Annotated in this window: 19 protein-coding genes, 1 tRNA gene and 1 other RNA gene; 13 read left to right on the top strand and 8 right to left on the bottom strand. The window is 67.9% G+C overall.

All coding sequences use genetic code 11. The features are described from left to right. Positions 1-39: 39 nt before the first annotated feature. Positions 40-2,235 carry a molybdopterin-containing oxidoreductase family protein gene (locus BST17_RS22905; RefSeq protein ID WP_083061202.1) on the top strand — a complete coding sequence of 732 codons (2,196 nt, stop codon included), beginning with the start codon at positions 40-42 and terminating at the stop codon, positions 2,233-2,235. On the opposite strand, the gene BST17_RS22900 is transcribed toward BST17_RS22905, so the two are convergent. Beyond that, complete coding sequence (locus BST17_RS22900; protein ID WP_207573702.1) at positions 2,232-3,326, bottom strand: ATP-dependent DNA ligase; 1,095 nt, start codon at positions 3,324-3,326, stop codon at positions 2,232-2,234. The two genes, BST17_RS22905 and BST17_RS22900, sit on opposite strands and share 4 nt — an antisense overlap. 20 nt (positions 3,327-3,346) lie before the next feature. Here BST17_RS22900 and BST17_RS22895 point away from each other — a divergent pair, with 20 nt between their 5' ends. Continuing rightward, complete coding sequence (locus BST17_RS22895; RefSeq protein WP_083061200.1) at positions 3,347-4,642, top strand: aspartate aminotransferase family protein; 1,296 nt, start codon at positions 3,347-3,349, stop codon at positions 4,640-4,642. Between the two features lie 86 nt (positions 4,643-4,728). Here BST17_RS22895 and BST17_RS22890 read toward each other — a convergent pair whose 3' ends face one another. After that, positions 4,729-5,793 (bottom strand): threonine aldolase family protein, encoded by a 1,065-nt coding sequence (locus BST17_RS22890; RefSeq protein WP_083061250.1) that lies wholly within the window; start codon positions 5,791-5,793, stop codon positions 4,729-4,731. 57 nt (positions 5,794-5,850) lie between these two features. On the opposite strand from BST17_RS22890, the gene BST17_RS22885 reads away from it, so the two are divergent. Beyond that, positions 5,851-7,005, top strand: a complete 1,155-nt coding sequence (locus tag BST17_RS22885) for an acyl-CoA dehydrogenase family protein (protein ID WP_083061199.1) — start codon at positions 5,851-5,853, stop codon at positions 7,003-7,005. Here the strand turns inward: BST17_RS22885 and BST17_RS22880 are convergent. Together BST17_RS22880 and BST17_RS22875 are read right to left on the bottom strand one after the other, a co-directional pair. Further along, positions 6,980-7,510, bottom strand: coding sequence for a DinB family protein (locus BST17_RS22880; RefSeq protein WP_083061198.1), 531 nt, complete (start codon positions 7,508-7,510; stop codon positions 6,980-6,982). The two genes, BST17_RS22885 and BST17_RS22880, sit on opposite strands and share 26 nt — an antisense overlap. A 185-nt stretch (positions 7,511-7,695) precedes the next feature. Beyond that, positions 7,696-8,367: a GntR family transcriptional regulator gene (locus tag BST17_RS22875; RefSeq protein WP_234807785.1), complete on the bottom strand. Its 672-nt coding sequence runs from the start codon at positions 8,365-8,367 to the stop codon at positions 7,696-7,698. A gap of 96 nt (positions 8,368-8,463) precedes the next feature. On the opposite strand from BST17_RS22875, the gene BST17_RS22870 reads away from it, so the two are divergent. Genes BST17_RS22870 through ligD form a run of 7 tightly spaced genes read left to right on the top strand, consistent with a single transcriptional unit; the run spans position 8,464 to position 15,151 of the window. Beyond that, complete coding sequence (locus BST17_RS22870) at positions 8,464-9,246, top strand: HpcH/HpaI aldolase family protein (protein WP_083061196.1); 783 nt, start codon at positions 8,464-8,466, stop codon at positions 9,244-9,246. Continuing rightward, on the top strand, positions 9,243-10,040 hold the full coding sequence (locus BST17_RS22865; protein ID WP_083061195.1) for a carbon-nitrogen hydrolase family protein: 798 nt from the start codon (positions 9,243-9,245) through the stop codon (positions 10,038-10,040). The genes BST17_RS22870 and BST17_RS22865 overlap by 4 nt, the downstream gene beginning before the upstream one ends. Position 10,041: 1 nt before the next feature. Continuing rightward, the gene (locus BST17_RS22860) at positions 10,042-11,121 is read left to right on the top strand and encodes a C4-dicarboxylate TRAP transporter substrate-binding protein (protein WP_109750257.1); all 1,080 of its coding nucleotides are present in this window, start codon (positions 10,042-10,044) and stop codon (positions 11,119-11,121) included. Further along, on the top strand, positions 11,118-11,636 hold the full coding sequence (locus tag BST17_RS22855; protein ID WP_083061194.1) for a TRAP transporter small permease subunit: 519 nt from the start codon (positions 11,118-11,120) through the stop codon (positions 11,634-11,636). The genes BST17_RS22860 and BST17_RS22855 overlap by 4 nt, the downstream gene beginning before the upstream one ends. Beyond that, positions 11,633-13,003 carry a TRAP transporter large permease gene (locus tag BST17_RS22850; RefSeq protein WP_083061193.1) on the top strand — a complete coding sequence of 457 codons (1,371 nt, stop codon included), beginning with the start codon at positions 11,633-11,635 and terminating at the stop codon, positions 13,001-13,003. Before BST17_RS22855 ends, BST17_RS22850 begins: the two co-directional genes overlap by 4 nt. 41 nt (positions 13,004-13,044) lie before the next feature. After that, the gene (locus tag BST17_RS22845; RefSeq protein WP_083061192.1) at positions 13,045-14,097 is read left to right on the top strand and encodes an ATP-dependent DNA ligase; all 1,053 of its coding nucleotides are present in this window, start codon (positions 13,045-13,047) and stop codon (positions 14,095-14,097) included. A gap of 1 nt (position 14,098) precedes the next feature. Continuing rightward, positions 14,099-15,151: a non-homologous end-joining DNA ligase gene (gene ligD, locus BST17_RS22840; RefSeq protein WP_083061191.1), complete on the top strand. Its 1,053-nt coding sequence runs from the start codon at positions 14,099-14,101 to the stop codon at positions 15,149-15,151. Here ligD and BST17_RS22835 read toward each other — a convergent pair. The 4 genes from BST17_RS22835 to BST17_RS22820 form a co-directional block, all read right to left on the bottom strand. After that, positions 15,148-15,402, bottom strand: a complete 255-nt coding sequence (locus BST17_RS22835; RefSeq protein WP_133053573.1) for a hypothetical protein — start codon at positions 15,400-15,402, stop codon at positions 15,148-15,150. The genes ligD and BST17_RS22835 overlap by 4 nt on opposite strands. 774 nt (positions 15,403-16,176) lie before the next feature. Continuing rightward, positions 16,177-17,199 (bottom strand): S1C family serine protease, encoded by a 1,023-nt coding sequence (locus BST17_RS22830; protein WP_083061189.1) that lies wholly within the window; start codon positions 17,197-17,199, stop codon positions 16,177-16,179. Between the two features lie 92 nt (positions 17,200-17,291). Further along, a complete protein-coding gene (locus tag BST17_RS22825) occupies positions 17,292-18,083 on the bottom strand; it encodes a lipid uptake coordinator LucA (RefSeq protein WP_083061188.1) in 792 nt (263 codons plus the stop codon). Between the two features lie 85 nt (positions 18,084-18,168). Continuing rightward, positions 18,169-18,254 (bottom strand) — tRNA-Ser (locus BST17_RS22820). A gap of 81 nt (positions 18,255-18,335) precedes the next feature. Here BST17_RS22820 and ffs point away from each other — a divergent pair. The 3 genes from ffs to BST17_RS22805 all read left to right on the top strand — a co-directional run. Next, positions 18,336-18,430: signal recognition particle sRNA small type (ffs, locus tag BST17_RS22815), an RNA gene on the top strand. A gap of 28 nt (positions 18,431-18,458) precedes the next feature. Next, a complete protein-coding gene (locus tag BST17_RS22810; protein WP_083061187.1) occupies positions 18,459-19,745 on the top strand; it encodes an aspartate aminotransferase type Ic in 1,287 nt (428 codons plus the stop codon). Between the two features lie 28 nt (positions 19,746-19,773). Then, positions 19,774-21,095: DNA polymerase III subunits gamma/tau (locus BST17_RS22805; RefSeq protein ID WP_083061186.1), on the top strand; the 1,322-nt coding region annotated here is incomplete at its 3' end.

Genomic DNA, 21,095 nt, shown 5'->3' with positions numbered 1-21,095 from the left:
CCGCCACGGCAATGCTGTGCAGTCGCTTAGCATCGGGTGATGCCGACCACCAAGCCCGGGATCTGCCGCATCTGTTCCGCGCATTGCGGGGTGCTCGCCACCGTCGCCGACGGCAAACTCGTCAAGGTCACCGGCGACCCGGACAACCCGATGTTCCAGGGCTACACCTGCGACAAGGGCCGGGCATTGCCCGATATCCACAACAATCCGCACCGGCTGCTGCACAGCCAGAAACGCACCGCCGACGGCGGGTACGCACCCATCGCGTCCGAACAGGCCACCGACGAGATCGCGGCGAAGCTGCAGCACCTCATTGCCGAGTACGGTCCCCGCTCGGTGGCCATCTACCTGGGCACCAACGGGCTGCCGTATCCAGCCTCGGCGTTGACCGCCAATGCGTTCATCCGGGCCATCGAATCGCCGATGTTCTTCACCGCCAACACCATCGACCAACCCGGTAAACAGATCGCACTCGCCGCGCACGGCCACTGGCTCGGCGGCGACATCCCCTTCGACGAGGCCGACAGCTGGCTGCTCATCGGGACCAACCCCCTGGTGTCGAAGGCGATCGGCATACCGGGGCAGAACCCGTCACGCAATCTGCGCGAGGCGATCAACCGGGGAATGCGGCTCATCGTCATCGATCCCCGTCGCTCGCAGACCGCAGCGCGGGCGAGCATCCACCTGCAACCCCGACCCGGCGAGGACGCCACCATCCTGGCCGGGATCATCAATCTGATCATCACCGAGAAGCTCTACGATCCGGCATTCGTCGAACAGAACGCAGCAGGTTTCGCCGCACTTGCCGATGCGGTGTCCGGTTTCACCGTCGACTACGTCGCCGAGCGTGCCGACATCCCGCGCGATCAGTTGGTGGAAGCAGCAAGGGTTTTCGCCACCCACGGTGACCGCCCGGGCATGGTCAACGCCGGTACCGGGGCCAACTTCGGACTGCACGGCAGCCTCGTCGAATACCTGTGCCTGTGCCTGACCACCCTCTGCGGCCGCTGGCAGCGCGCTGGGCAACGGGTGACCCGGCCCAACACGCTGATGCCGGCGTTCACGGCCAAGGCCCAGCCGCACCCACCGTACGAGGGCTGGGGTTATGGCGAACGACTGCGGGTCCGCGGGCTCACCGACACCGTCAGCGGGATGCCCACCGCGGCACTGGCCGACGAGATCCTGCTGCCGGGCGAGGGTCAGGTCAAGGCGCTGATCTGCATCGGCGGAAATCCGATGGCGGCCTGGCCGGACCAGCGGAAGACCGAACGCGCCTTGCAGTCACTGGAACTGCTGGTCACCCTGGACACCGAGATGTCGCTGACCTCCCGGCTGGCGCATTACGTGATGGCGCCGAAGATGCAGATGGAAACCCCGGCGATGACGCAGGGCAGCGAACTCATCAAGTACTACACCAGTGGCACCGGGATCCCGGCCGCCTACGCGCAGTACGCGCCGCGACTGGTCGATCCGCCGGCCGGATCGGACCTGATCGAGGAGTGGCAGTTCTTCCTCGGATTGGCCAAACGGATGGACCTGCAGATGTTCTTCGTCAACTTCTTCGGCGGGGGAGGTGGCCGCTTCATGGAGTCCCCGCCGGTGGTGGTCGTCATGGACAAGGACACCGAGTTGACGACCGAGGAGTTGTTCGCGCAGATGTGTGCGAATTCCCGAATTCCGTTGGAAGAGGTGGCCGGCCACGAACACGGCCACATCTTCGACGTCGACGCGGTGGTGCAGGAGCGTGACCCGGAATGCACCGACCGGCTGGACATCGGCAACGCGGCGCTGCTCGGCGAACTCGCCGATGTGCTCGCCGAGGATTTCCGCGCCGCCCGCGCCGACCGGGACCATCCGTTCCGACTCATCCCGCGACGGCACAAGAACTTCATGAACAGCTCCGGAACGCAACTGCCGAAACTCAACGGAGGGAAGGCATACAACCCGGCCTACATGCATCCCGAGGCCATCGCCGATCTCGGCCTGGACTCCGGCAGCCTGGTCACCATCGCCTCGCCACACGACTACATCCCGGCCGTCGTGGAGGCCGACGACACGCTGCGCCGCGATGTCATCGCGATGCATCACGCATTCGGTGGGCTGACCACCGAGGACGACGAAGTGCGCGACCGCGGCAGCAATGTCGGGCGGCTGGTGCCCACCGATATCGAATTCGATGCGATCACCGGGCTGCCGCGTCAGGGCAACATCCCGGTACGGGTGACACCGGTCTAGAGTCCGGGAAGGATGTCGCTGAGCCGGAACGTGATCGGCTCATCGAGCTGTTCGAAGGTGCACGAGCGTGGGTCCCGGTCCGGGCGCCACCGGTTGAACTGGGCCATGTGCCGAAATCTCGGACTTCCCCCGTCGCTGCGCCCGCCCCCGGGACCGCGCTGCATGTGCTCATAGCGCACCTCGACCACCCGCTCGGGCCGGAGCGGGACGAACGACAGGCTCTTCTCCGGATTCCAGCGTGAGTTCGCCGTGCGTCGCACCGACGGTTCCACCGGGATGTGCTCGGCCCAGTTCCACGGGTGGTTGTCGAATGTGGTGACCAGCGGCTGTAATTCGTCGAACAACTCGCGGCGCCGAGCCATCGTGAACGCCCCGATGACGCCGACGGAGGCGAGTGCGCCGGCCCGGTCGTACAGGCCGAGCATGAGCGATCCGATGGCGTCGTCACCGGATTTGTGCAGCCGGTAGCCGGCCACCACGCAATCGGCGGTGCGCACATGCTTGACCTTGAACATGACCCGCTTGTCCGGTTGGTAGACCCCGTCGAGCGGTTTGGCGATCAGACCGTCCAGCCCGGCGCCCTCGAAATCGGTGAACCAGCGGGCTGCGGTGTGTTCGTCGGTGGTTGCCGGGGTCAGGTGGAAGGTGGGCCCGCAGCCGGCCAGTGCCGCGGTCAGCGCCGCCCGCCGGTCGGCGAACGGCCGCCCGGTCAGGTCCTCGTCGCCGACGGCGAGCAGATCGAAGGCGATGAAGGCGGCCGGTGTCTCGGCCGCCAGCTTGCTCACCCGCGACGCCGCGGGGTGCAGCCGCAACTGCAATGCCTCGAAATCGAGCCCCGAGTCACCGGCGATCACGATCTCACCGTCGACCACGCAGCGCGGGGGCAGTTCGGTGCGGGCGGCGGCGACGAGTTCGGGAAAGTAGCGTGTCAGTGGCCGCTCGTTACGGCTGCCCAGTTCCACCTCGTCACCGTCGCGGAACAGGATGGAGCGGAAGCCGTCCCATTTCGGTTCATACGATGCGCCGTGCGGTATCCCGCGCACCGATTTGGCGAGCATCGGGGACACCGGTGGCATGACGGGCAGTCTCATCATGATCCAAGATAGACCGCATGGATGCAGAGCACTTCTGGTCGGCAGCCAACCGCCACCTGGTGCGTTACGGCGCGTCGTTCGTGCCTCGAATCATCACCGCCGCCAAGGGGTGTCATGTCTATGACGAGAACGGTGCGGCCATCCTGGACTTCACCTCCGGCCAGATGAGTGCCGTGCTCGGGCATTCGCACCCCGACTTGGTGGCATGCGTCAGCGAGTCGATGAGGACTCTCGACCACCTTTACAGCGGCATGCTGAGCCGGCCGGTGGTCGACTTCGCCCGGGCACTCGCGGCCACGCTGCCGGCGGGGCTGGACAAGACACTGCTGCTCACCACCGGTGCCGAATCCAACGAGGCCGCCATCAAGATGGCCAAGCTGTACACCGGGCGCTACGAGGTGGTGTCCTTCGACCGGTCCTGGCACGGGATGACCTCCGGGGCCGCGTCGGCCACCTTCAGCGCCGGTCGCCGTGGCTACGGCCCCCCGCTGCCGGGCAATCTGACCCTGCCGACCCCGAACGCCTATCGATCGCCGTTCCGGCATGCCGACGGTAGCTACGACTGGTCCACCGAGCTCGACTACGGGTTCGCGATGATCGACGCGCAGTCCGCGGGCAGTCTGGCGGCCTGCCTGGTCGAGCCGATCCTGTCCTCCGGCGGCATCATCGAACCGCCGGTCGGCTATCTGCGCCGGCTCAGGGAGCGGTGCGATGAACGGGGCATGCTGTTGATCCTCGATGAGGCGCAGACCGGGATCGGACGGACCGGGACCATGTACGCGTTCGAGCGTGACGGCGTCGTGCCCGATCTGCTGACACTGTCCAAGACGCTCGGCGCGGGCCTCCCGGTTGCGGCTGTGGTGACCACCTCCGAGATCGAAAACATCTGCCACGAACGGGGTTTCCTGTTCTTCACCACCCATGTGTCCGATCCGCTGGCCGCGGCGGTGGCGCTGACGGTGCTCACCGTGGTGGAACGCGACGGGCTGGTGCAGCGTGCGGCTGACCTCGGTGTTCGGCTGCGGGCGGGTCTCGACGAGCTGCATCAGCGGCACGAGCAGGTCGGCGACATCCGCGGTCGCGGGCTGTTGCAGGGAATGGAGTTGGTGGCCGACAAGACCAGCAAGGCCCCGGCCGACGCGCTGGGCGCCGAGGTCACCGCGGCCTGCCTCAAGCGCGGACTGCACATGAACATCGTGCAGCTACCGGGGATGGGCGGCATCTTCCGGATCGCGCCGCCGCTGACCATCACCGAATCCGAACTCGACGAGGGCCTGGGCATCCTGGGAGACGCGTTGGCCGACGTGCTCTAGCCCGACACAGAGCCGAACAGTGAAACCGGCCGCGGTCGGGCGGTGCGGCGCAGGCACCTGGTGGTGGCGCGCCGCAGCACACTGCATCAGGCGCGTTGCAACTCCGCACGGATGACGGCGACGAAGTTGTCGACGTCCTCGGCGGTGGTGTCCCAGGCGGTCATCCAGCGCACCTCGCCGCGACCCCGGTCCCAGTCATAGAAGCGCACCTGATCGCGGATGCGGTCGGCCGCGTCGGTGGGGAGGGTGGCGAAGATGGCGTTGGCCTGGCTGTCTTGGGTGAAGGCCAGGCCGGGTAACGACGCTGCCTCCAACGCGGTGCGCAGTCGCTGAGTCATCGCGTTGGCGTGCCGGGCGCTGCGCAACCCCAGTTCGTCCTCGAACAGGCTCAGCAGTTGTGCCGAAGCGAACCGCATCTTGCTGGACAGCTGCATCAGCAGCTTGCGCAGGTAGACCAGCCCGTCGACGCGATCGGGGTCCAGCACCACCACGGCCTCCGCACCCAGCAGTCCGTTCTTGGTGCCACCGAGGCTGAGCACGTCGACGCCGGCATCGGTGGTGAAGGCGCAAAACGGGACATCCAGGGCGGCGGCCGCGTTCCACAAGCGCGCCCCGTCCACGTGCACAGCCATCCCGTGCGAGTGCGCGAAATCGGTGATGGCGCGGATCTGTTCGGGGGTGTAGAGGGTGCCCATCTCGGTGGACTGGGTGATGCTGACGGCCAGCGGTTGGGCACGGTGTTCGTTGCCCCATCCGTGCGCCTCGCGGGCGATCAGGTCGGGGCTCAGCTTGCCGTCCGGGGTGGGAACGGTCAGTAGCTTGTGGCCCATCACGCGTTCCGGGGCGCCGGCCTCGTCGGTGTTGATGTGCGCGGTCTGTGCGGTGATCACCGCACCCCAGCGCGGCAGCAGCCCGGTCAGCGCCACGACGTTGGCCCCGGTGCCGTTGAACACCGGGAACGTTTCGGCGGCTGCGCCGAAGTGAGAGCGGACGACCTCCCGCAATCTGGCGGTGTATGCGTCCTCGCCGTAGGCGATCTCGTGTCCGCCGTTGGCCGCGGACAGTGCGGCGAGCACCTCGGGGTGGACGCCCGCGTAGTTGTCGCTGGCGAAACCGCGCCGGCCGGGATCGTGGAGTGTGGTGACAGGCACCAGCCCATTCTCCCAGTGCGGCGGTTGCTGCCGGCGCGGTGCCGATAGATTGCTCTCATGGTGCTCGCGGCCGAAGAAGAGGCGATCGTCCGAACTGTCCGGGAGTTCGTCGACAAGCAGGTCAAGCCGGTGGTGCGCGAGCTCGAGCACGCCAACACCTATCCCGAGGACCTCATCGAGACGATGAAGGAGATCGGTATCTTCGGCCTGTCCATCCCGGAGCCCTACGGATTCGGCGCGGTGTCGATGCCCTGCTATGTGCAGGTGGCCGAGGAATTGGCGCGCGGCTGGATGAGTCTGGCCGGGGCGATGGGCGGCCACACCGTGGTGTCCAAGCTGATTCTGCTCTTCGGTACCGAGGATCAGAAGCAGACGTATCTGCCACGGATGGCCACCGGCGAGCTGCGCGCCACGATGGCACTCACCGAACCCGGCGGCGGCTCGGACCTGCAGGCCATGCGCACCGTGGCCCGCCGCGACGGTGATGACTACGTGATCGACGGGGCCAAGACCTGGATTTCCAATGCCCGCCGCTCGGATCTCGTTGCGCTGCTGTGTAAAACCGACCCGGATGCCACGCCGGCGCACACCGGGGTGTCCATTCTGCTGGTGGAGAAGGTGCCGGGCTTCACCATCTCCAAGGATCTGCCCAAGCTCGGTTACAAGGGCGTCGAAGCCTGCGAGCTGAACTTTGCCGGTGCGCGGGTTCCCGCGGGTGCGCTGCTCGGCGCCGATGAGGGCAAGGGCTTCGCGCAGATGATGAAAGGTCTTGAGGTGGGCCGACTTCAGGTCGCCGCCCGAGCCACCGGAGTCGCCCGGGCGGCCTTCGAGGATGCCCTGCGATACGCCCAGGACCGGGAGAGCTTCGGCAAGCAGATCTGGGAGCACCAGGCGGTGGGGAACATGCTTGCCGATATGGGTACCAAACTGGCCGCCGCCCGGGCCCTGTTGCTCTCGGCTGCCGAGAAGTTCGACTCGGGTGAGCGGGTGGACATGGAGGCCGGGATGGCCAAGCTGTTCTGTTCGGAGACCGCCATGCAGATCGCCCTCGACGCCGTCCGGGTGCACGGCGGTTACGGCTACTCCACCGAATACGATGTCGAGCGCTATTTCCGGGACGCCCCGTTGATGATCGTGGGGGAGGGCACCAACGAGATCCAGAAGGGCGTCATCGCAAAGCAACTCGTCAAGCGCGGCGGTCTGGGTATCTGAGCGGTCTGGGTATTTGAGCGGTCTGGGTATCTGAGCCGGTCGCGGTGATCTGTTCGCGCAGGATGTCTGCGTGGCCGGCATGCCGGGCGAACTCCTGGATCATCAGGATGAGCGTCCACCGCAGGCTGACGGTGCCCTCCGACGGGGTGTCCATCGTCGCCTCGAGGTCGAACCCGGCCGCGATCTCCCGCGAGCGGTGACTGGCCCGCTCGAACTCGGCGATCACGTCCTCGACGGACTCGTCATCGGCGACGGCGAAGGTTCCCTCGTCGCGCCGGGAGTACCCGTCGCACGCCGACTCGTCGAGGCCGGCCCAGAACCGTTGGAACCAGATCCTTTCCGCGGCAGCAGCGTGCTTGATCAGCGCGATCGGAGTGGTCAGTGAGACGACGAGCCGGCGCCGGGCGTCGGCGTCGGACAGTCCCCGCACAGTGGCGATGAGCGCCTCGCGGTTGGCGTCGAGCATGTGCTCGAGGATCGCGCGCTCGGTGCCGGTGGTGACCATGTCGTGCTCCGTCCAGGGTGGATCGGACGCCGACGGTCGTGCCGCCGACGCCGGTGTGGATGTGGGTGTGGGTGCTGAAATGTCAGCCAGATCACGGACCCGCAGAGTGCGGCCGTTCGCACTGAGTATGGAACGTGACGCCGCGACTGTAAACCCCGGCCGGGCGGGACCGCCCGGCCTGCCGGTCACGACGAATGGGAGTCTGCGATCCCGTTGCCGCCGAACGCATCCACCAATTCCGGGACTTCCCGCAGGTGGCTGCGTAACACGCTGACGCAGGCGTCGGCATCCGCGCTGCTCATCGCGGTCATCAGGGCGCGATGTTCGGCCTCGATGGTGGACAACCGGCCCGGCGCCTCGACGAGGGTGCGGGTGCCGAGGCGCACCTGACGGGGTTGCAGCGTGTCGTAGAGGTCGGCGATCACGGCGTTGCGCTGATGGCGCACGATCGCCGCATGGAACATCTGGTCGAGCTGAGCGAATCTGTTCCAGTCCCGATCCACGCCGGCCTGCTCCATCTGAGCTATCAGGGCATCGGCGGAATCCGGCGGGCCTGCCCGCCGCGCGCAGATGGTGCGCAGCGCCTCGGATTCCAGCAGGAACCGCGCCTGGTAGATCTCGCGCATCTCGGCCGCGGTGACCACGCGCACCTGTGCTCCGCGCCGGGGGAGTAGTTCGATGTACCGCTCGACCTGGAGTCGTTGCAGTGCTTCGCGGACCGGGGTGCGGGAGGTGCTCACTTTCTCGGCGAGCGCCACCTCATCGATGAACTCGCCCTCGGCGAAGTCGCCGCGCAGGATCGCGTCGCGGATCCATTCGTAGGCGCGCTGGCCCGCGGACGGCTTGCTGGACGACATGACAAGCATTCAACCATTTACACGCCGTGCATTTTTGTTGTATACAAGGTGTCGACAAGTTGTGTTTTGGGCCGTGTCCGCGTCGAAAGGTGCCCTATGTCATCGCCAACAGATCCGAGCCCGGCTCGCCTGGATGCGCACGTCGCGATCTGGCTCACCGAGCCCTCGACGGCATCGGTCGAGATGGGTCGCCTTGCCGGATACGACAGCGTCGTACTCGACATCGAGCACGGTTGTTTCGATCTGCGTGAACTCGACGCGATCATCCCGTTCATCCGCGCCACGGGCATGCGGGTGATCGCCAAGGTGCTGGGCCCGGAGCGGGGGCCGATCCAACAGGCACTCGACTTCGGTGCCGACGCGGTGGCGATTCCGCACATCACCTCTGCCGAGCACGCCGCCGAGATCTGCGGATTCGCCAAGTTCCCGCCCCTGGGTGACCGGTCCTTCGCCGGCGGGCGGACCTCGCAGTACCGCGGCTTCACCGACGGTTGGGTCGCCGACCAGGACCGGGGCACGCACTGCTATCCGATGATCGAGGATGCCTCCGCGTTCGCCGAGATCGAGGCCATCCTGGCCCTGCCCGTCGTCGACGGCATCTTCATCGGACCGTCCGATCTGTCGCTGCGCCGTGACCGGGGCGCATACGCGGTGACCGAGGCCGACCTGACCGACCTGCGCCACCTCGCCGGTGCGGCGAACGCCGCCGGCAAACCGTGGCTGCTGCCGGCCTGGAGCGCCGCCGAACAGAAGCTCGCAGTGCAGGAGGGCGCGCACACCATCGTCGCCGCGATGCAATACGGGGCCATGCTGGCCGGTTTCACCGCGACCCGACAGAATCTGCAGCAGATCCAGTCCGAGGTGGTGGGCGCCCGATGAACCTGACCGCCGCCATCGCACAGTTCGCACCCACCGAGGACAAGGCTGCGAACATCCAGACCATGGTCGATCTGCTCGGGCGGGCCGCAGCCCGCGGCGCCGAATTGGTCGTGCTGCCCGAGTACGCCGTCTTCACGGTGCCCACCATGGACGACCGCTTCGTCGAGACCGCCGAACCGTTGGACGGTCCGTCGGTCACCCGATTGGCCGAGCAGTCGGCGAATCTCGGCCTCACCGTCATCGTCGGTGTGAACGAATCCGCCACCGACGGCCGGATTCACAACACGTTGGTGGCGCTGCAGGATGGCGCCGTCGCTGCGGTGTACCGCAAGGTGCACCTCTACGACGCCTTCGGCTACAAGGAATCCGACCGGGTCATCGCCGCAGACCCGGCGGCGCCGCAGCTGTTGGAGCTCAACGGGTTCACGATCGGCATGCAGACGTGTTACGACCTGCGGTTTCCCGAGACCTCCCGGAGTCTCGTCGACGCAGGCGCCGATGTGATCGCACTGCCAGCCGAATGGGTGCCCGGACCGCTCAAGGAGTACCACTGGAACACGCTGCTGCGGGCGCGGGCGATCGAGAATACTGTCTATGTTCTTGCCGCCGACCAGATTTCGCCGGCCGGCTCGGGTAACAGCACCATCCTGGACCCGATGGGCATCCCGCTCGCCGCGCTCGGCGAGGCGGCCGGTGTCGGGGTCGCCGTGCTGGAGCGCGACCGGATCAACCATGTCCGTACCGTCAACCCGGCCCTGACGCTGCGGCGTTACCGGGTCCAGCCGGAGACCTGAGATGGGCGGCGCGCGGCGGATCGCCGCGGCGATGGTGACGGTCGCAACCGCGTCGGCGTTGGTGTCCTGTGCACAGGACGACGGCCGGTACGTGCTGCACTACACCACCTACTCGTCACCCACCTCGGACCAATCACTGACCGTGCAACGTTGGGCGAAAGAGGTCGAGGATCTCACCGACGGTGGGGTGCAGGTCCGGTTCCATTACTCGCAGAGTCTGGTGGGCGCCGACGAGTCGGTGCAGGCCACCCTGGACGGACGGGCCGACCTGGCGCAGGTCGGCTCGCTCTACGCCGCGTCCGATCTGGCCATGTACACCGTCATCGAGTTGCCGTTCGAGACGAAGAACCCCGAAGTCCAGATGACGGCCATCGAGCGCCTCTATGCCGAAAACGACACCTACCGTGACGATTTCGACAGGCAGGGTGTGCACCTGCTGTTCCCGCTGCCGCTGGGCATTGCCGTGGTCGGCTTGAAAGAACCGGCCGCGGTGCCCGCTGATCTGGCCGGCCGCAGCATCCGCTCCGGCGGGCTGACCTCCGAGGCGCTGCTCACTGTCGGGGCGAACCCGGTCGCCATGACGGCAACCGATGTCTATGAGTCGATGGAACGCGGTGTGGTGGACGGCTATACGTCGCTGGCCATCGCCAATCTTCCGACGTTCGGGTTGGCGCGCAACACGCCGTACCTCATCGACCCCGGCATCGGTAGCTACGGCTCGTCGATCGTGGTGATCAACTCCGAACTGCTCGCGGGCATGCCCGAGGAGTATCAGGATGCCCTCGCGCAGGCATCCGAGAACGCCATCCCCAACGGGCTGGAGGAGATGGACGCCCTCGGCGAACGGGCCTGCACCGAGTTGCGCGAGACCGGGACACAGCTGTCGTCGATGCCCGCGGACTCCGTCGGGACGTGGAAGCAACAGGCCGGAATCGCCGAGCAATGGGTCGAGCGGTACACCGAGCGCGGCTATGACGCCGAGGGTGTGCTGGCGGACTATCGCCGGATCGTCGGCGAGGAATCCGCCCGCTCGGCCTACGCCGACCCGTTCATCGAATGCCTGAAAGGACAGGGCCGGTGAGCGCAGACGTCACCTTGCCCAGGCCGCTGACGGTGGTGATCCGCGGTCTCGGGCTGGCCGCCGGGGTGTTGTTGCTGCTGATCATCCTGCTGACCGTCGCCGATGTGGTCAGCCGGAATCTGCGCGATCGCTCGATCGTCGGCACTGTCGACATCACGACGATGCTGCTGGTGGCCACGGCCTATCTGGGTCTGGCATCGGCAGAGGCCGACGGTCGGCACGTCTCCGTCGAACTCATCGAGAGCAGATTGGGGGCGCGGACGAAACTGGTGTTCTCCGTGCTGCGCTCGGCACTGTTGGTAGGGCTCGGCGTGCTGATGACCTGGGGACTGACCGAGGTGCTGATCAGCGCGGCCGAGCGGGGTGAGACCACCAACGACATCCTGCGACTGCCGACCTGGCCGGCAAAGGTCGTCCTGCTCATCTCCTTCGCGGCCTTCTTCGTCGTCGCCATCTGGCGTGAACTGCTGATCTTCTCCACCGCCCGCACGGAACAGAAAGGGGCACAACGATGACCGCTTCCACCATCGGTGCACTGATCGTCGTGCTGGCCCTGTTCTTCGCGCTGCTGGCCATCCGGCTACATGTCGGGCTGGCGTTGATGCTCTCGGCACTGGCCGGGGTCCTCATCCTGCGCGGCACCGGTGCCGCGGTGAGCACGGTGGCCAATCAGCCGTTCTCCACCGCGGCCGACTACTCGCTGACGATCATCCCGTTGTTCATCGTGATGGGCGTGTTCGCGGTCCGGGCAGGGCTTGCGCAGGCGGCCTTCGACCTGGCCACGTCGGCGTTCCGACGGCTGCCGGGCGGGCCCGCGCTCGCCTCGCTGGCCGGGTCGGGGATGTTCGCCGCCGTCACCGGCTCCAGTGTCGCGACGGTCGCGACGATGGCCCGCGTGTCGACCGATGCCATCGTGCGGGCCGGCTACAACATCAAACTCGCCGCGGGCGTGGTCTGCGCCGGCGGAACGCTCGGCGTACTGATTCCGCCCTCGATCGTGCTGGTGCTCTACGGTGTGGTCACCGAGGAGAGCATCGGGCAGCTGCTCATCGCCGGTATCGGACCCGGCCTGCTGACCATCGCCGTCTACGCGGTGACGATCGTCGCGCTGGTGGCCTGGCAGCGTCGTCGCGCCGCGAACCGGGCCGAGGCGCTGGTCGCCACCACTGGATCGGGTTGGGCGACAGGCGAGGTCACGGATGCACCGGAGGATCCGCGCAGCCGGGACATCACCGGCTTTCTGTATCTCGTCGTCATCTTCGCGGTATCGGTCGGCACCATCTACCTCGGGGTGGCGACCCCCACCGAGGCGGCGTCCTTCGGCGCGTTCGCCGCGCTGATCATCCTGCTGCTGCGCAGCCGCCCGTCGGCGTGGCTGCGCAACATCGAGGAGTCCCTGCGGGAGGCGGTCGGGCTGACCGCGATGACGTTCCTCTTGATGGTCGGGGCGGGCGTGTTCACCTACGTGCTCGCCCTCAGCGGCGCGAGCACCTCGCTGGTGACCGCGGTGACGGCGGCCGACCTGCCGCCCTACGTGGTGCTGGTGGCCTGTCTGGCGGTGCTGCTGCCCCTCGGGATGTTCCTGGACGGGATCTCGATGATCCTGATCGCCGCACCGCTGCTGCACCCGATCCTCACCGGGTACGGCTTCGACGGGATCTGGATCGGTGTGCTGGTAGTCAAGGTCGCCGAGATGGCCTTGATCACCCCGCCGGTCGGCATGAACGCGTTCGTCTACTCCGGCGCGGTTCGCGAGGCCGGTCTTGGCCGGGTCTTCCGCGGCATCGTGCCGTTCGTGGTGGCGGACCTGATCGTCGTCGCGCTGCTGATCGCCTTCCCCGCGGTGGTCACCTTCCTGCCATCGATGTCCGGGGCGCAATAGCGGTGCGATGACATTGCCGGGGTACCCGGGTCTACGTGAATATGGATGTTGTGGACCTCCCGGTCATGCCTCCGCTGGAGCCGATGCTGGCCAAGGCGCAGACGAAGGTGCCCGACGAGCCGGGCGTGTGGTCCTATGAGCCGAAGTGGGACGGTTTCCGGGCGCTGGTCTTCCGCTCTCGTGACGCCGTGGTGCTGTTGTCGCGTAGCGGTAAGGACCTCGGCCGGTACTTCCCGGAAGTCGTCGACGCGGTCCGCGATGAGCTCGCGCCCCGCTGTGTGCTGGACGGGGAAATCGTGGTCCCGCGGGAGATCGCCGGCCGGACCCGGCTGGACTGGGAGTCGCTCAGCCAGCGCATCCATCCCGCCGAGAGCCGCATCGCGCGACTGTCGAAGGAGACACCGGCGCACTTCATCGGCTTCGACGCACTCGCCGTCGGCGACACGGGACTGCTGAAAGAGCCGTTCCGGGTGCGCCGGGCGGCGTTGCTGGAGGCCGTGGACGAACGGGACTGGTGCCATGTCACCCGCACCACCGAGGAGTCCGCGCTCGGGACGCAATGGCTGCAGGAGTTCGAGGGCGCCGGCCTCGACGGCGTGATCGCCAAACGCCTCGAGGGTGCCTATCTGCCCGGGAAGCGGGAGATGGTGAAGGTCAAGCATCACCGGGACGCGGACTGTGTGGCCATCGGCTACCGCATCCACAAGAGTGGCGAAGGCATCGGGTCCATTCTGCTGGGCCTCTACCGCGGGGACGGCGAACTCCAGATGGTCGGTGGCGCCGCATCGTTCACCGCGAAGGCGCGGCTGTCGCTGCTGGCCGATCTGGAGCCGCTGCGCCTCGGTGACGATGTGCGCGACGGTGAGCCCAGCAGGTGGAACTCCGCGGCGGACAAACGCTGGATCCCGGTGCGGCCCGAGCGGGTGTGCGAGGTCGCCTACGACCAGATGGAAGGCAACACCGGGGCCGTCCGGTTCCGGCACGCGGTCAAGTTCCTGCGCTGGCGTCCGGACCGGGACCCGGCAAGCTGTACCTTCGGTCAGCTGGACGTCCCGTTGAACTACGACCTGCGTGATGTGCTGGAGGGCTCCTGACATGGCAAGCGTTGCAACAGAACTCGATGTCGACGGGGTGAAGGTCCGGCTGACGAACCCGGACAAACCGTACTTTCCCCGGCTGGGGGCCGCCGGCACCAAGGGCAAGCTCGTCGACTACTACCTGGCCGTCGCCGACGCCATGGTGACGTTGTTGCGTGACCGTCCGGTGCATCTGCAGCGCTTCCCGGACGGGATCGACGGTGAGGAGATCTACCAGAAGCGGGTTCCCCAGAAGCACCCCGACTACCTGCAGACCTGCACGGTCACCTTCCCGTCGGGGCGCACCGCCGACGCCCTGAAGATCACCCACCCGTCGGCCATCGCGTGGGCAGCCCAGATGGGCACCGTGACCCTGCATCCGTGGCAGGTGCGTTGCCCCGATACCGAGCATCCCGACGAGTTGCGCATCGACCTGGATCCGCAGCCCGGAACCGGGTTCACGCAGGCCCGCGAGATCGCGGTCGGTGTGCTCAAACCGGTGCTGGACGATCTGGGCCTGGTCGGCTATCCGAAGACCTCCGGTGGCCGTGGGGTGCACGTGTTCGTGCGGATCAAGCCGGATTGGGACTTCATCGCGGTGCGGCGGGCCGGGATCGCGCTGGCCCGCGAGGTCGAGCGCCGGGCACCCGACGCGGTGACCACCAGCTGGTGGAAGGAGGAGCGCGGCGAGCGGCTGTTCATCGACTACAACCAGAACGCCAGGGACCGCACCTTCGCCTCGGCGTATTCGGTGCGCAAGACGCCGATCGCCACCGTGTCGATGCCGCTGAGTTGGCAGGATCTGGCCGATGCCGAGCCGGACGACTTCACCATCGCGACGGTGCCCGCGATCGTTGCCGAGCGTGCCGACCCGTGGGCGGGCATCGACGACACCGCGCATTCGCTGGACGGGTTGTTGGAGCTTGTGGCGGCTGACGAGCAGGAGCGCGGTCTGGGCGACCTACCGTACCCGCCCAGCTATCCGAAGATGCCGGGCGAGCCCCCGCGGGTGCAGCCGAGTAAGAAGGTGGCCGAGCACTGGGATGCCGAGGGCAACCGCGTCGCGGATTAGCGCAGCGGAACCACGCCGGCGCCGACGAGTTCGGCCGGCTCGGACTTGAGGTGGTTGGCGGCGCTGGAAGCGACCGCGACCGAACTGAACTCCACCGCGCCGAGCAACAGCAGTGGCCACAGCGTCGCGGCCACGGCGCTGAGCACCAGCCCGTGCGGCGAAGGGCTGTTCTGGTCGTTGAGACGCCGGCTGGCCCCGTAGATGATCGCTGTGCTGACGACCCAACCGATCAGGTATCCGACGACTGTCATCTCGACCACGGTGTCTCCCCCTTCCACCGCCGGATCGGATTGTGCGGGCCACAAGCCTGGGGCGCTGATGTTCAGCTAAATGTAACCTCCGCCCGATCTTGGCGGAAGCCCTCCGCGGGCCCCGGGTTTGCCGTCATTTGCCAGGTCAAAGACCATATCGTCGGGCCAGCAACCTCACAGGAGGTTGCCAGCCGGCACCGTTCGGGTAGCGGTCGCGCACCCGTTGTCCACCGGTGCGGTCATGCTGCGCGCACGTCGGCCCGACTCCCCGGAGGCCGGCGCGGGCGCCGTACCCGACCGTGCTCGGCCGGCCGCGGTCGAGACACGTTCGGTCGCTTGCCCGGGCCGACGCGCCCGCGCTCACCGCGGTCATCTGGAGCTCGATAGCCGTTCTGCCACTGTGTCTTTGCTGAGCGTGGCCGCGGTTCCCCTGGGCAACCGGTCGTGCCGTTCGCTGCGGCCGGGCGCGGCGTTGCTCGGCCGCAGGGCGGATCCGGGTGGGCGATCGGGTTGCGCCGATGGCGGCGCCGGCCTGTCCGAGCGGGCCGGGATCGGCCCCGGGTAGTGGTCCCGCACACAGTGGGCGGCCGACTGTTGCGCCGGTCACCGAGGGTCGCCGATGCGTTGCCGAGCAACCCCGTGCGGCCGCCGCGCGCAGCGGTCGTGATCATTGGTGGATTTCCACCTACGACACGTGTCGCCCGTGTGTCGCGCACCGCCGCCCGCCGTGTCCGGCGATTCGGGTGTCGAAATTGAGCGGTTGCTCAGCGTGTGTCAGGCCCCAGCGAGCAACGCGGCTTTGCCGGTCCGCTGCTGTCCGGCGCGGTCCACCCAGGTGAGGTCGAGGACATCGCCGGGGTAGTGGCGGTCCAGGATCCGGGTCAGGTCACTGGCGGACTCGATGCGCACACCGTCGATGGTGAGGATGACGTCCCCGTTGGCCAGCCCCGCGCCGGCGGCCGGCCCGCCCGGCATCACGTCGTGCACCAGGACGCCGGGGAACGACTCGTGCTGCTCGGCGTTGCTCACGCCGACACCGAGCAGTGTCGGCGGGCCGATGTGCACGGTGTCCGACGGCGTGCGGGCGCGAATCTGGTTCGCGATACCCAGCGCGTCGTTGATCGGTATGGCGTATCCCTCGCCACCGGGGCCCATCCGGAAGTTCACCGAGGCCGCCGTGGTCACGCCGATGACCTGGCCGCCGGCGTTGACCACCGGACCGCCGGAGTCGCCGGCCCGCACCGGCGCGGCGAACTCGAACAGCCCGGTCATCTCGGTCGCGGTGCCGGACAGCTCGTCCTCGGCACTGATGGACCGGCCGAGTGCGGTGATGGTCCCGAACTCGCGGGTCAGTGGATTGGCGCTGCCCTGGGCGTTACCGATGGCGACCACCGGCTCACCGATGATCAACCGGGACGAGTCGCCCAACGGCGCGACGGGCAGCCCGCCGGCACCCCGCAACTGCAGGACGGCGATGTCGCGATTGCGGTCGTAGCCCAGGATGTCGGCACCGAAGGTTGCTCCGCCCACCACGGCGTTGATCACGTCGGCGCCCTGCACCACGTGGTAGTTGGTCAGGACCTGACCGCCCGGATCCAGGATGATCCCGGTCCCGGTGCCCAGGACGTGCTGATAGTCGACGACGGTATCGATGCGGACCACCGAGGGTTCGACCCGTTCGGCGGCGGTGGTCACCTCGGGAGGCTCGGCCAGGGCGGTGCCCGTGCCGACGAGCAGGACGAGCGACAGGGCGGCGGCTGACGCCGTGGCCCATCGTCTGATCTGGACTATGCCCATGTGCCGTCCACTAGCCTTCCGCGCGCCCGACGTCTTCCCTCAATACTGACGGCGACAGTGCGAACTGTCGACGTCACCGGGCGCAGGCTGCGTCAATCCTCGGTCGCGACGCCGCCGCGGCTGCGGGTACGGCGGGTCTTGCCCGACGGCCGACGATTGCGCAGCTTGCTCGCTTCGGCCTTCTCGCCGGCCTGCTCGGTTGCCTCGGCCGCGGGCTCGTCGGCGGTGTTCTCGACCACCTGGGCGTCGGTCACCTTCGGATCGCCGCTCTGCGCGTCCACCTTCTCGGCGTTGACCTTCTCGGCGTCGGTCTCGGGCTCGGCGTCAGCGGTCGACTCGCTGTCGTCCGCCGACGCGGTCTCGTCGGCGCTCTCGGGCCCGGCCGGCTTCTCGGCCTCCTCGTCGTCGCGACGGCGGCTGCGCTTCTCCCGCTTGGGTGCCAGCGGCTTCGGCGGCGGAGGCGGTAGCTCGGCGACGAACGCCAGGTAGAAGGCAAAGGCGCCGAGCAGTGCGAGCGCCGCGGCCGCCCCGTAGATGCCGAACAACCACTGTCCGGCGTCGTCGAGGTCGAGCCAGATCTCGGCGATGCCCGCGCCCAAGATCAGCGCACCGGCCGCCACATGGCCGACGATCGACCACACCCGCAGCTGAAGGGCCAGGGTCGGAGTCCCGAGTTCGGGCCTGCGGGTCCGGCGCAGGGTCAGCAACACCGGCAGGGCGGTCAGCGCCACCAGCACGCCGCACACGATGCGCATGACGGTGCCCAGTGTCGTAGGCCACTGCCCGGTCAGTTCGAACCAGCGCGGCAGGACGAAGAGGAAGTAAAGGGCTCCGGCGATTACCAGCGACGATGCATGCCACAGCGATGCGATACCGCGTCGCATATTCCTCCCTTGACGTCCTCCGGGACGATCGTTGTGGTCCCGGGGCGTGACCTCGATGATCACCGGTCACGCCCCGGACCAACTGCGGAGGATAGGGGATTTGAACCCCTGAGGGCTGTTAACCCAACCCGCGTTCCAGGCGAGCGCCATAGGCCACTAGGCGAATCCTCCGTCGGCAATGGTAGCCGACGGCGGGGGCAGCTCCGACCAACCGCCGGTCTCACGACGCCGCACGGGGTACTACACTCGGCACTCGGACCCCGCGCGGCGTCCATCCTGTGAACTCCCCCAGGGCCGGAAGGCAGCAAGGGTCAATGGGCTCTGGCGGGTGCGCGGGGTCCCCTTCATGTTCACGGCTTGTCGGAAAGGCCCGCAGTGTCGTTTGAGTCCCTCGGCCGTGACGAACTGGCTGCGCAGCACGAACTGCAGCAGCGCAACTATGCCGATCTATTGGCCACCGGCCTCGCGCTCGACCTCACCCGCGGCAAGCCTTCGCCCGAGCAGCTGGATCTGTCCAACGAGCTGCTGGAGCTCCCGGGAAACGGCCCCGACGCCTACAAGGACGGGGGCGGCACCGACACCCGCAACTACGGCGGACTGCACGGGCTGCCCGAACTGCGCGCCATCTTCGGTGAGCTGCTCGGCATCGGAGTGCCCAACCTGATCGCGGGCAACAACGCCAGCCTGGAGTTCATGCACGACGCGGTGGTGTTCTCGCTGCTGCACGGCGGTGTCGATTCGCCGCGGCCGTGGTCCCAGGAGCCCGGCGTCAAATTCCTCTGCCCGGCACCGGGATACGACCGGCACTTCGCGATCACCGAGAGCTATGGCATCGAGATGATCCCGGTGCCGCTGCGTGACGACGGCCCCGACGTCGACCTCATCGAGGAACTGGTGGCCCACGACCCGGCGGTCCGGGGCATGTGGTGTGTGCCGGTCTACTCGAACCCGACCGGCACCACCTACTCACCGGAGATCGTGCGCCGGCTGGTGCAGATGCCGACGGCCGCCCAGGATTTCCGGCTGTTCTGGGACAACGCGTACGCCGTGCACACCATCACGCCCGAGTTCGTGGAGCAGGTCGACGTGCTCGGCCTGGCCGCCGAGGCGGGCAACCCGCACCGCCCGCTGGTGTTCGCGTCCACGTCGAAGATGACCTTCGCCGGTGCCGGGGTGAGCTTCTTCGGCGGCTCGGAGGCCACCATCGCCTGGTACCTGCAGCACGCCGGGAAGAAGTCGATCGGCCCGGACAAGGTGAATCAGTTGCGGCATCTGCGCTTCTTCGGCGACGCCGCCGGCGCATTGCGGCACATGCAGAAGCATCGCGAACTGCTGGCGCCGAAGTTCGCGCTGGTTGCCGAGATCCTCGAAGACCGTCTCGGTGAGTCGAAGATCGCCTCGTGGACCGATCCCAAGGGTGGCTACTTCGTCAGCCTGGATGTGCTGCCGGGCACCGCCAAGCGGACCATCGCGCTGGCCAAGGATGCCGGTATCGCCGTCACCGCCGCGGGTGCCGCCTTCCCGTACGGAAAAGACCCGGACGACAAGAACATTCGGATCGCGCCGAGCTTCCCCTCGGAGTCCGACCTGCGCGCGGCCATCGACGGGTTGTCGACGTGCGCGCTGCTGTCGGCCACCGAAGCGCTGCTGGCGCGCGACTAGTCGGCCCCGCTGGGTAACCTGGGCGACCGTGGCGCTCTACCGCAAGTACCGACCCGCAAGCTTCGCCGAGGTGGTCGGCCAGGAGCATGTCACCGCGCCGCTGTCGACCGCGCTGTCGGCCGGACGCATCAATCACGCCTATCTGTTCTCCGGCCCCCGCGGCTGCGGTAAGACCTCCTCGGCGCGCATCCTGGCGCGCTCGCTCAACTGTGAGCAGGGCCCGACCCCGACCCCGTGCGGGGTGTGCGACTCGTGCGTCGCGCTGGCGCCCAACGGGCCGGGCAACGTCGACGTCGTCGAACTCGACGCCGCCAGCCACGGTGGTGTCGACGACACCCGTGAGCTGCGGGACCGCGCTTTCTACGCACCGGCGCAGTCGCGGTACCGGATCTTCATCGTCGATGAGGCGCACATGGTCACCACGGCCGGCTTCAACGCGCTGCTCAAGATCGTCGAAGAGCCGCCCGACCACCTGATCTTCGTCTTCGCCACCACCGAACCGGACAAGGTGTTGCCCACCATCCGGTCACGCACGCACCACTACCCGTTCCGGCTGCTGGCGCCCAAGACGATGCGCGGCCTGCTGGAAAGGATCTGTGCCGACGAGGGCGTGACGGTCGACGACGCGGTCTACCCGTTGGTGATCCGGGCCGGCGGGGGGTCGCCGCGCGACAGCCTCTCGGTGCTCGACCAGTTGGTGGCCGGCGCCGAGGGGAACCGGGTGGTCTACCAGCGGGCACTCTCGCTGCTGGGCGCCACCGACGTCGCGCTGATCGACGACGCCGTCGACGCCCTGGCCGCCGGGGATGCCGCCGCGCTGTTCGGTGCCGTCGAATCGGTGATCGACGCCGGTCATGACCCGCGCCGATTCGCCACCGACCTGCTGGAACGGTTCCGCGATCTCATTGTGATGCAAGCGGTCCCGGACGCCGCCGATCGCGGTGTGGTCGACGCGCCGGACGGTGTGCTGGAACGGATGCGCCAACAGGCCACCCGGCTCGGGGCGGCAACACTGGCCCGCTACGCCGAGGTGGTGCACGCCGGCCTGGGTGAGATGCGCGGCGCCACCGCGCCCCGGCTGCTGCTGGAGGTGGTCTGCGCGCGGCTGCTGCTGCCGTCGGCGCACGACACCGAATCGGCGCTGCTGCAACGCATCGAGCGCATCGAGACGCGGCTGGACATGGCCATCCCGGGTGCGATGCCCAACGCGGCCCCGGCCGAGACACCACCGGCGCCGGCCCGCCAGTTCGTGCGTGCCAGCCGAGCCCAGGCCCAGGCGGAGGCGGCGGCCGCCACGCCCCCGGCGCCGCCTCCGACGCCACCCCCGGTGCGAACGCCACCCCCGACGCC

Origin of the sequence: Mycolicibacterium bacteremicum (genome assembly GCF_002086115.1) — a bacterium.
In the GTDB taxonomy this organism is placed as follows: Bacteria; Actinomycetota; Actinomycetes; order Mycobacteriales; family Mycobacteriaceae; genus Mycobacterium; species Mycobacterium bacteremicum.
The sequence above is the reverse complement of the archived record's forward strand: the minus strand, read 5'-3'. Positions and strand labels throughout refer to the sequence as shown.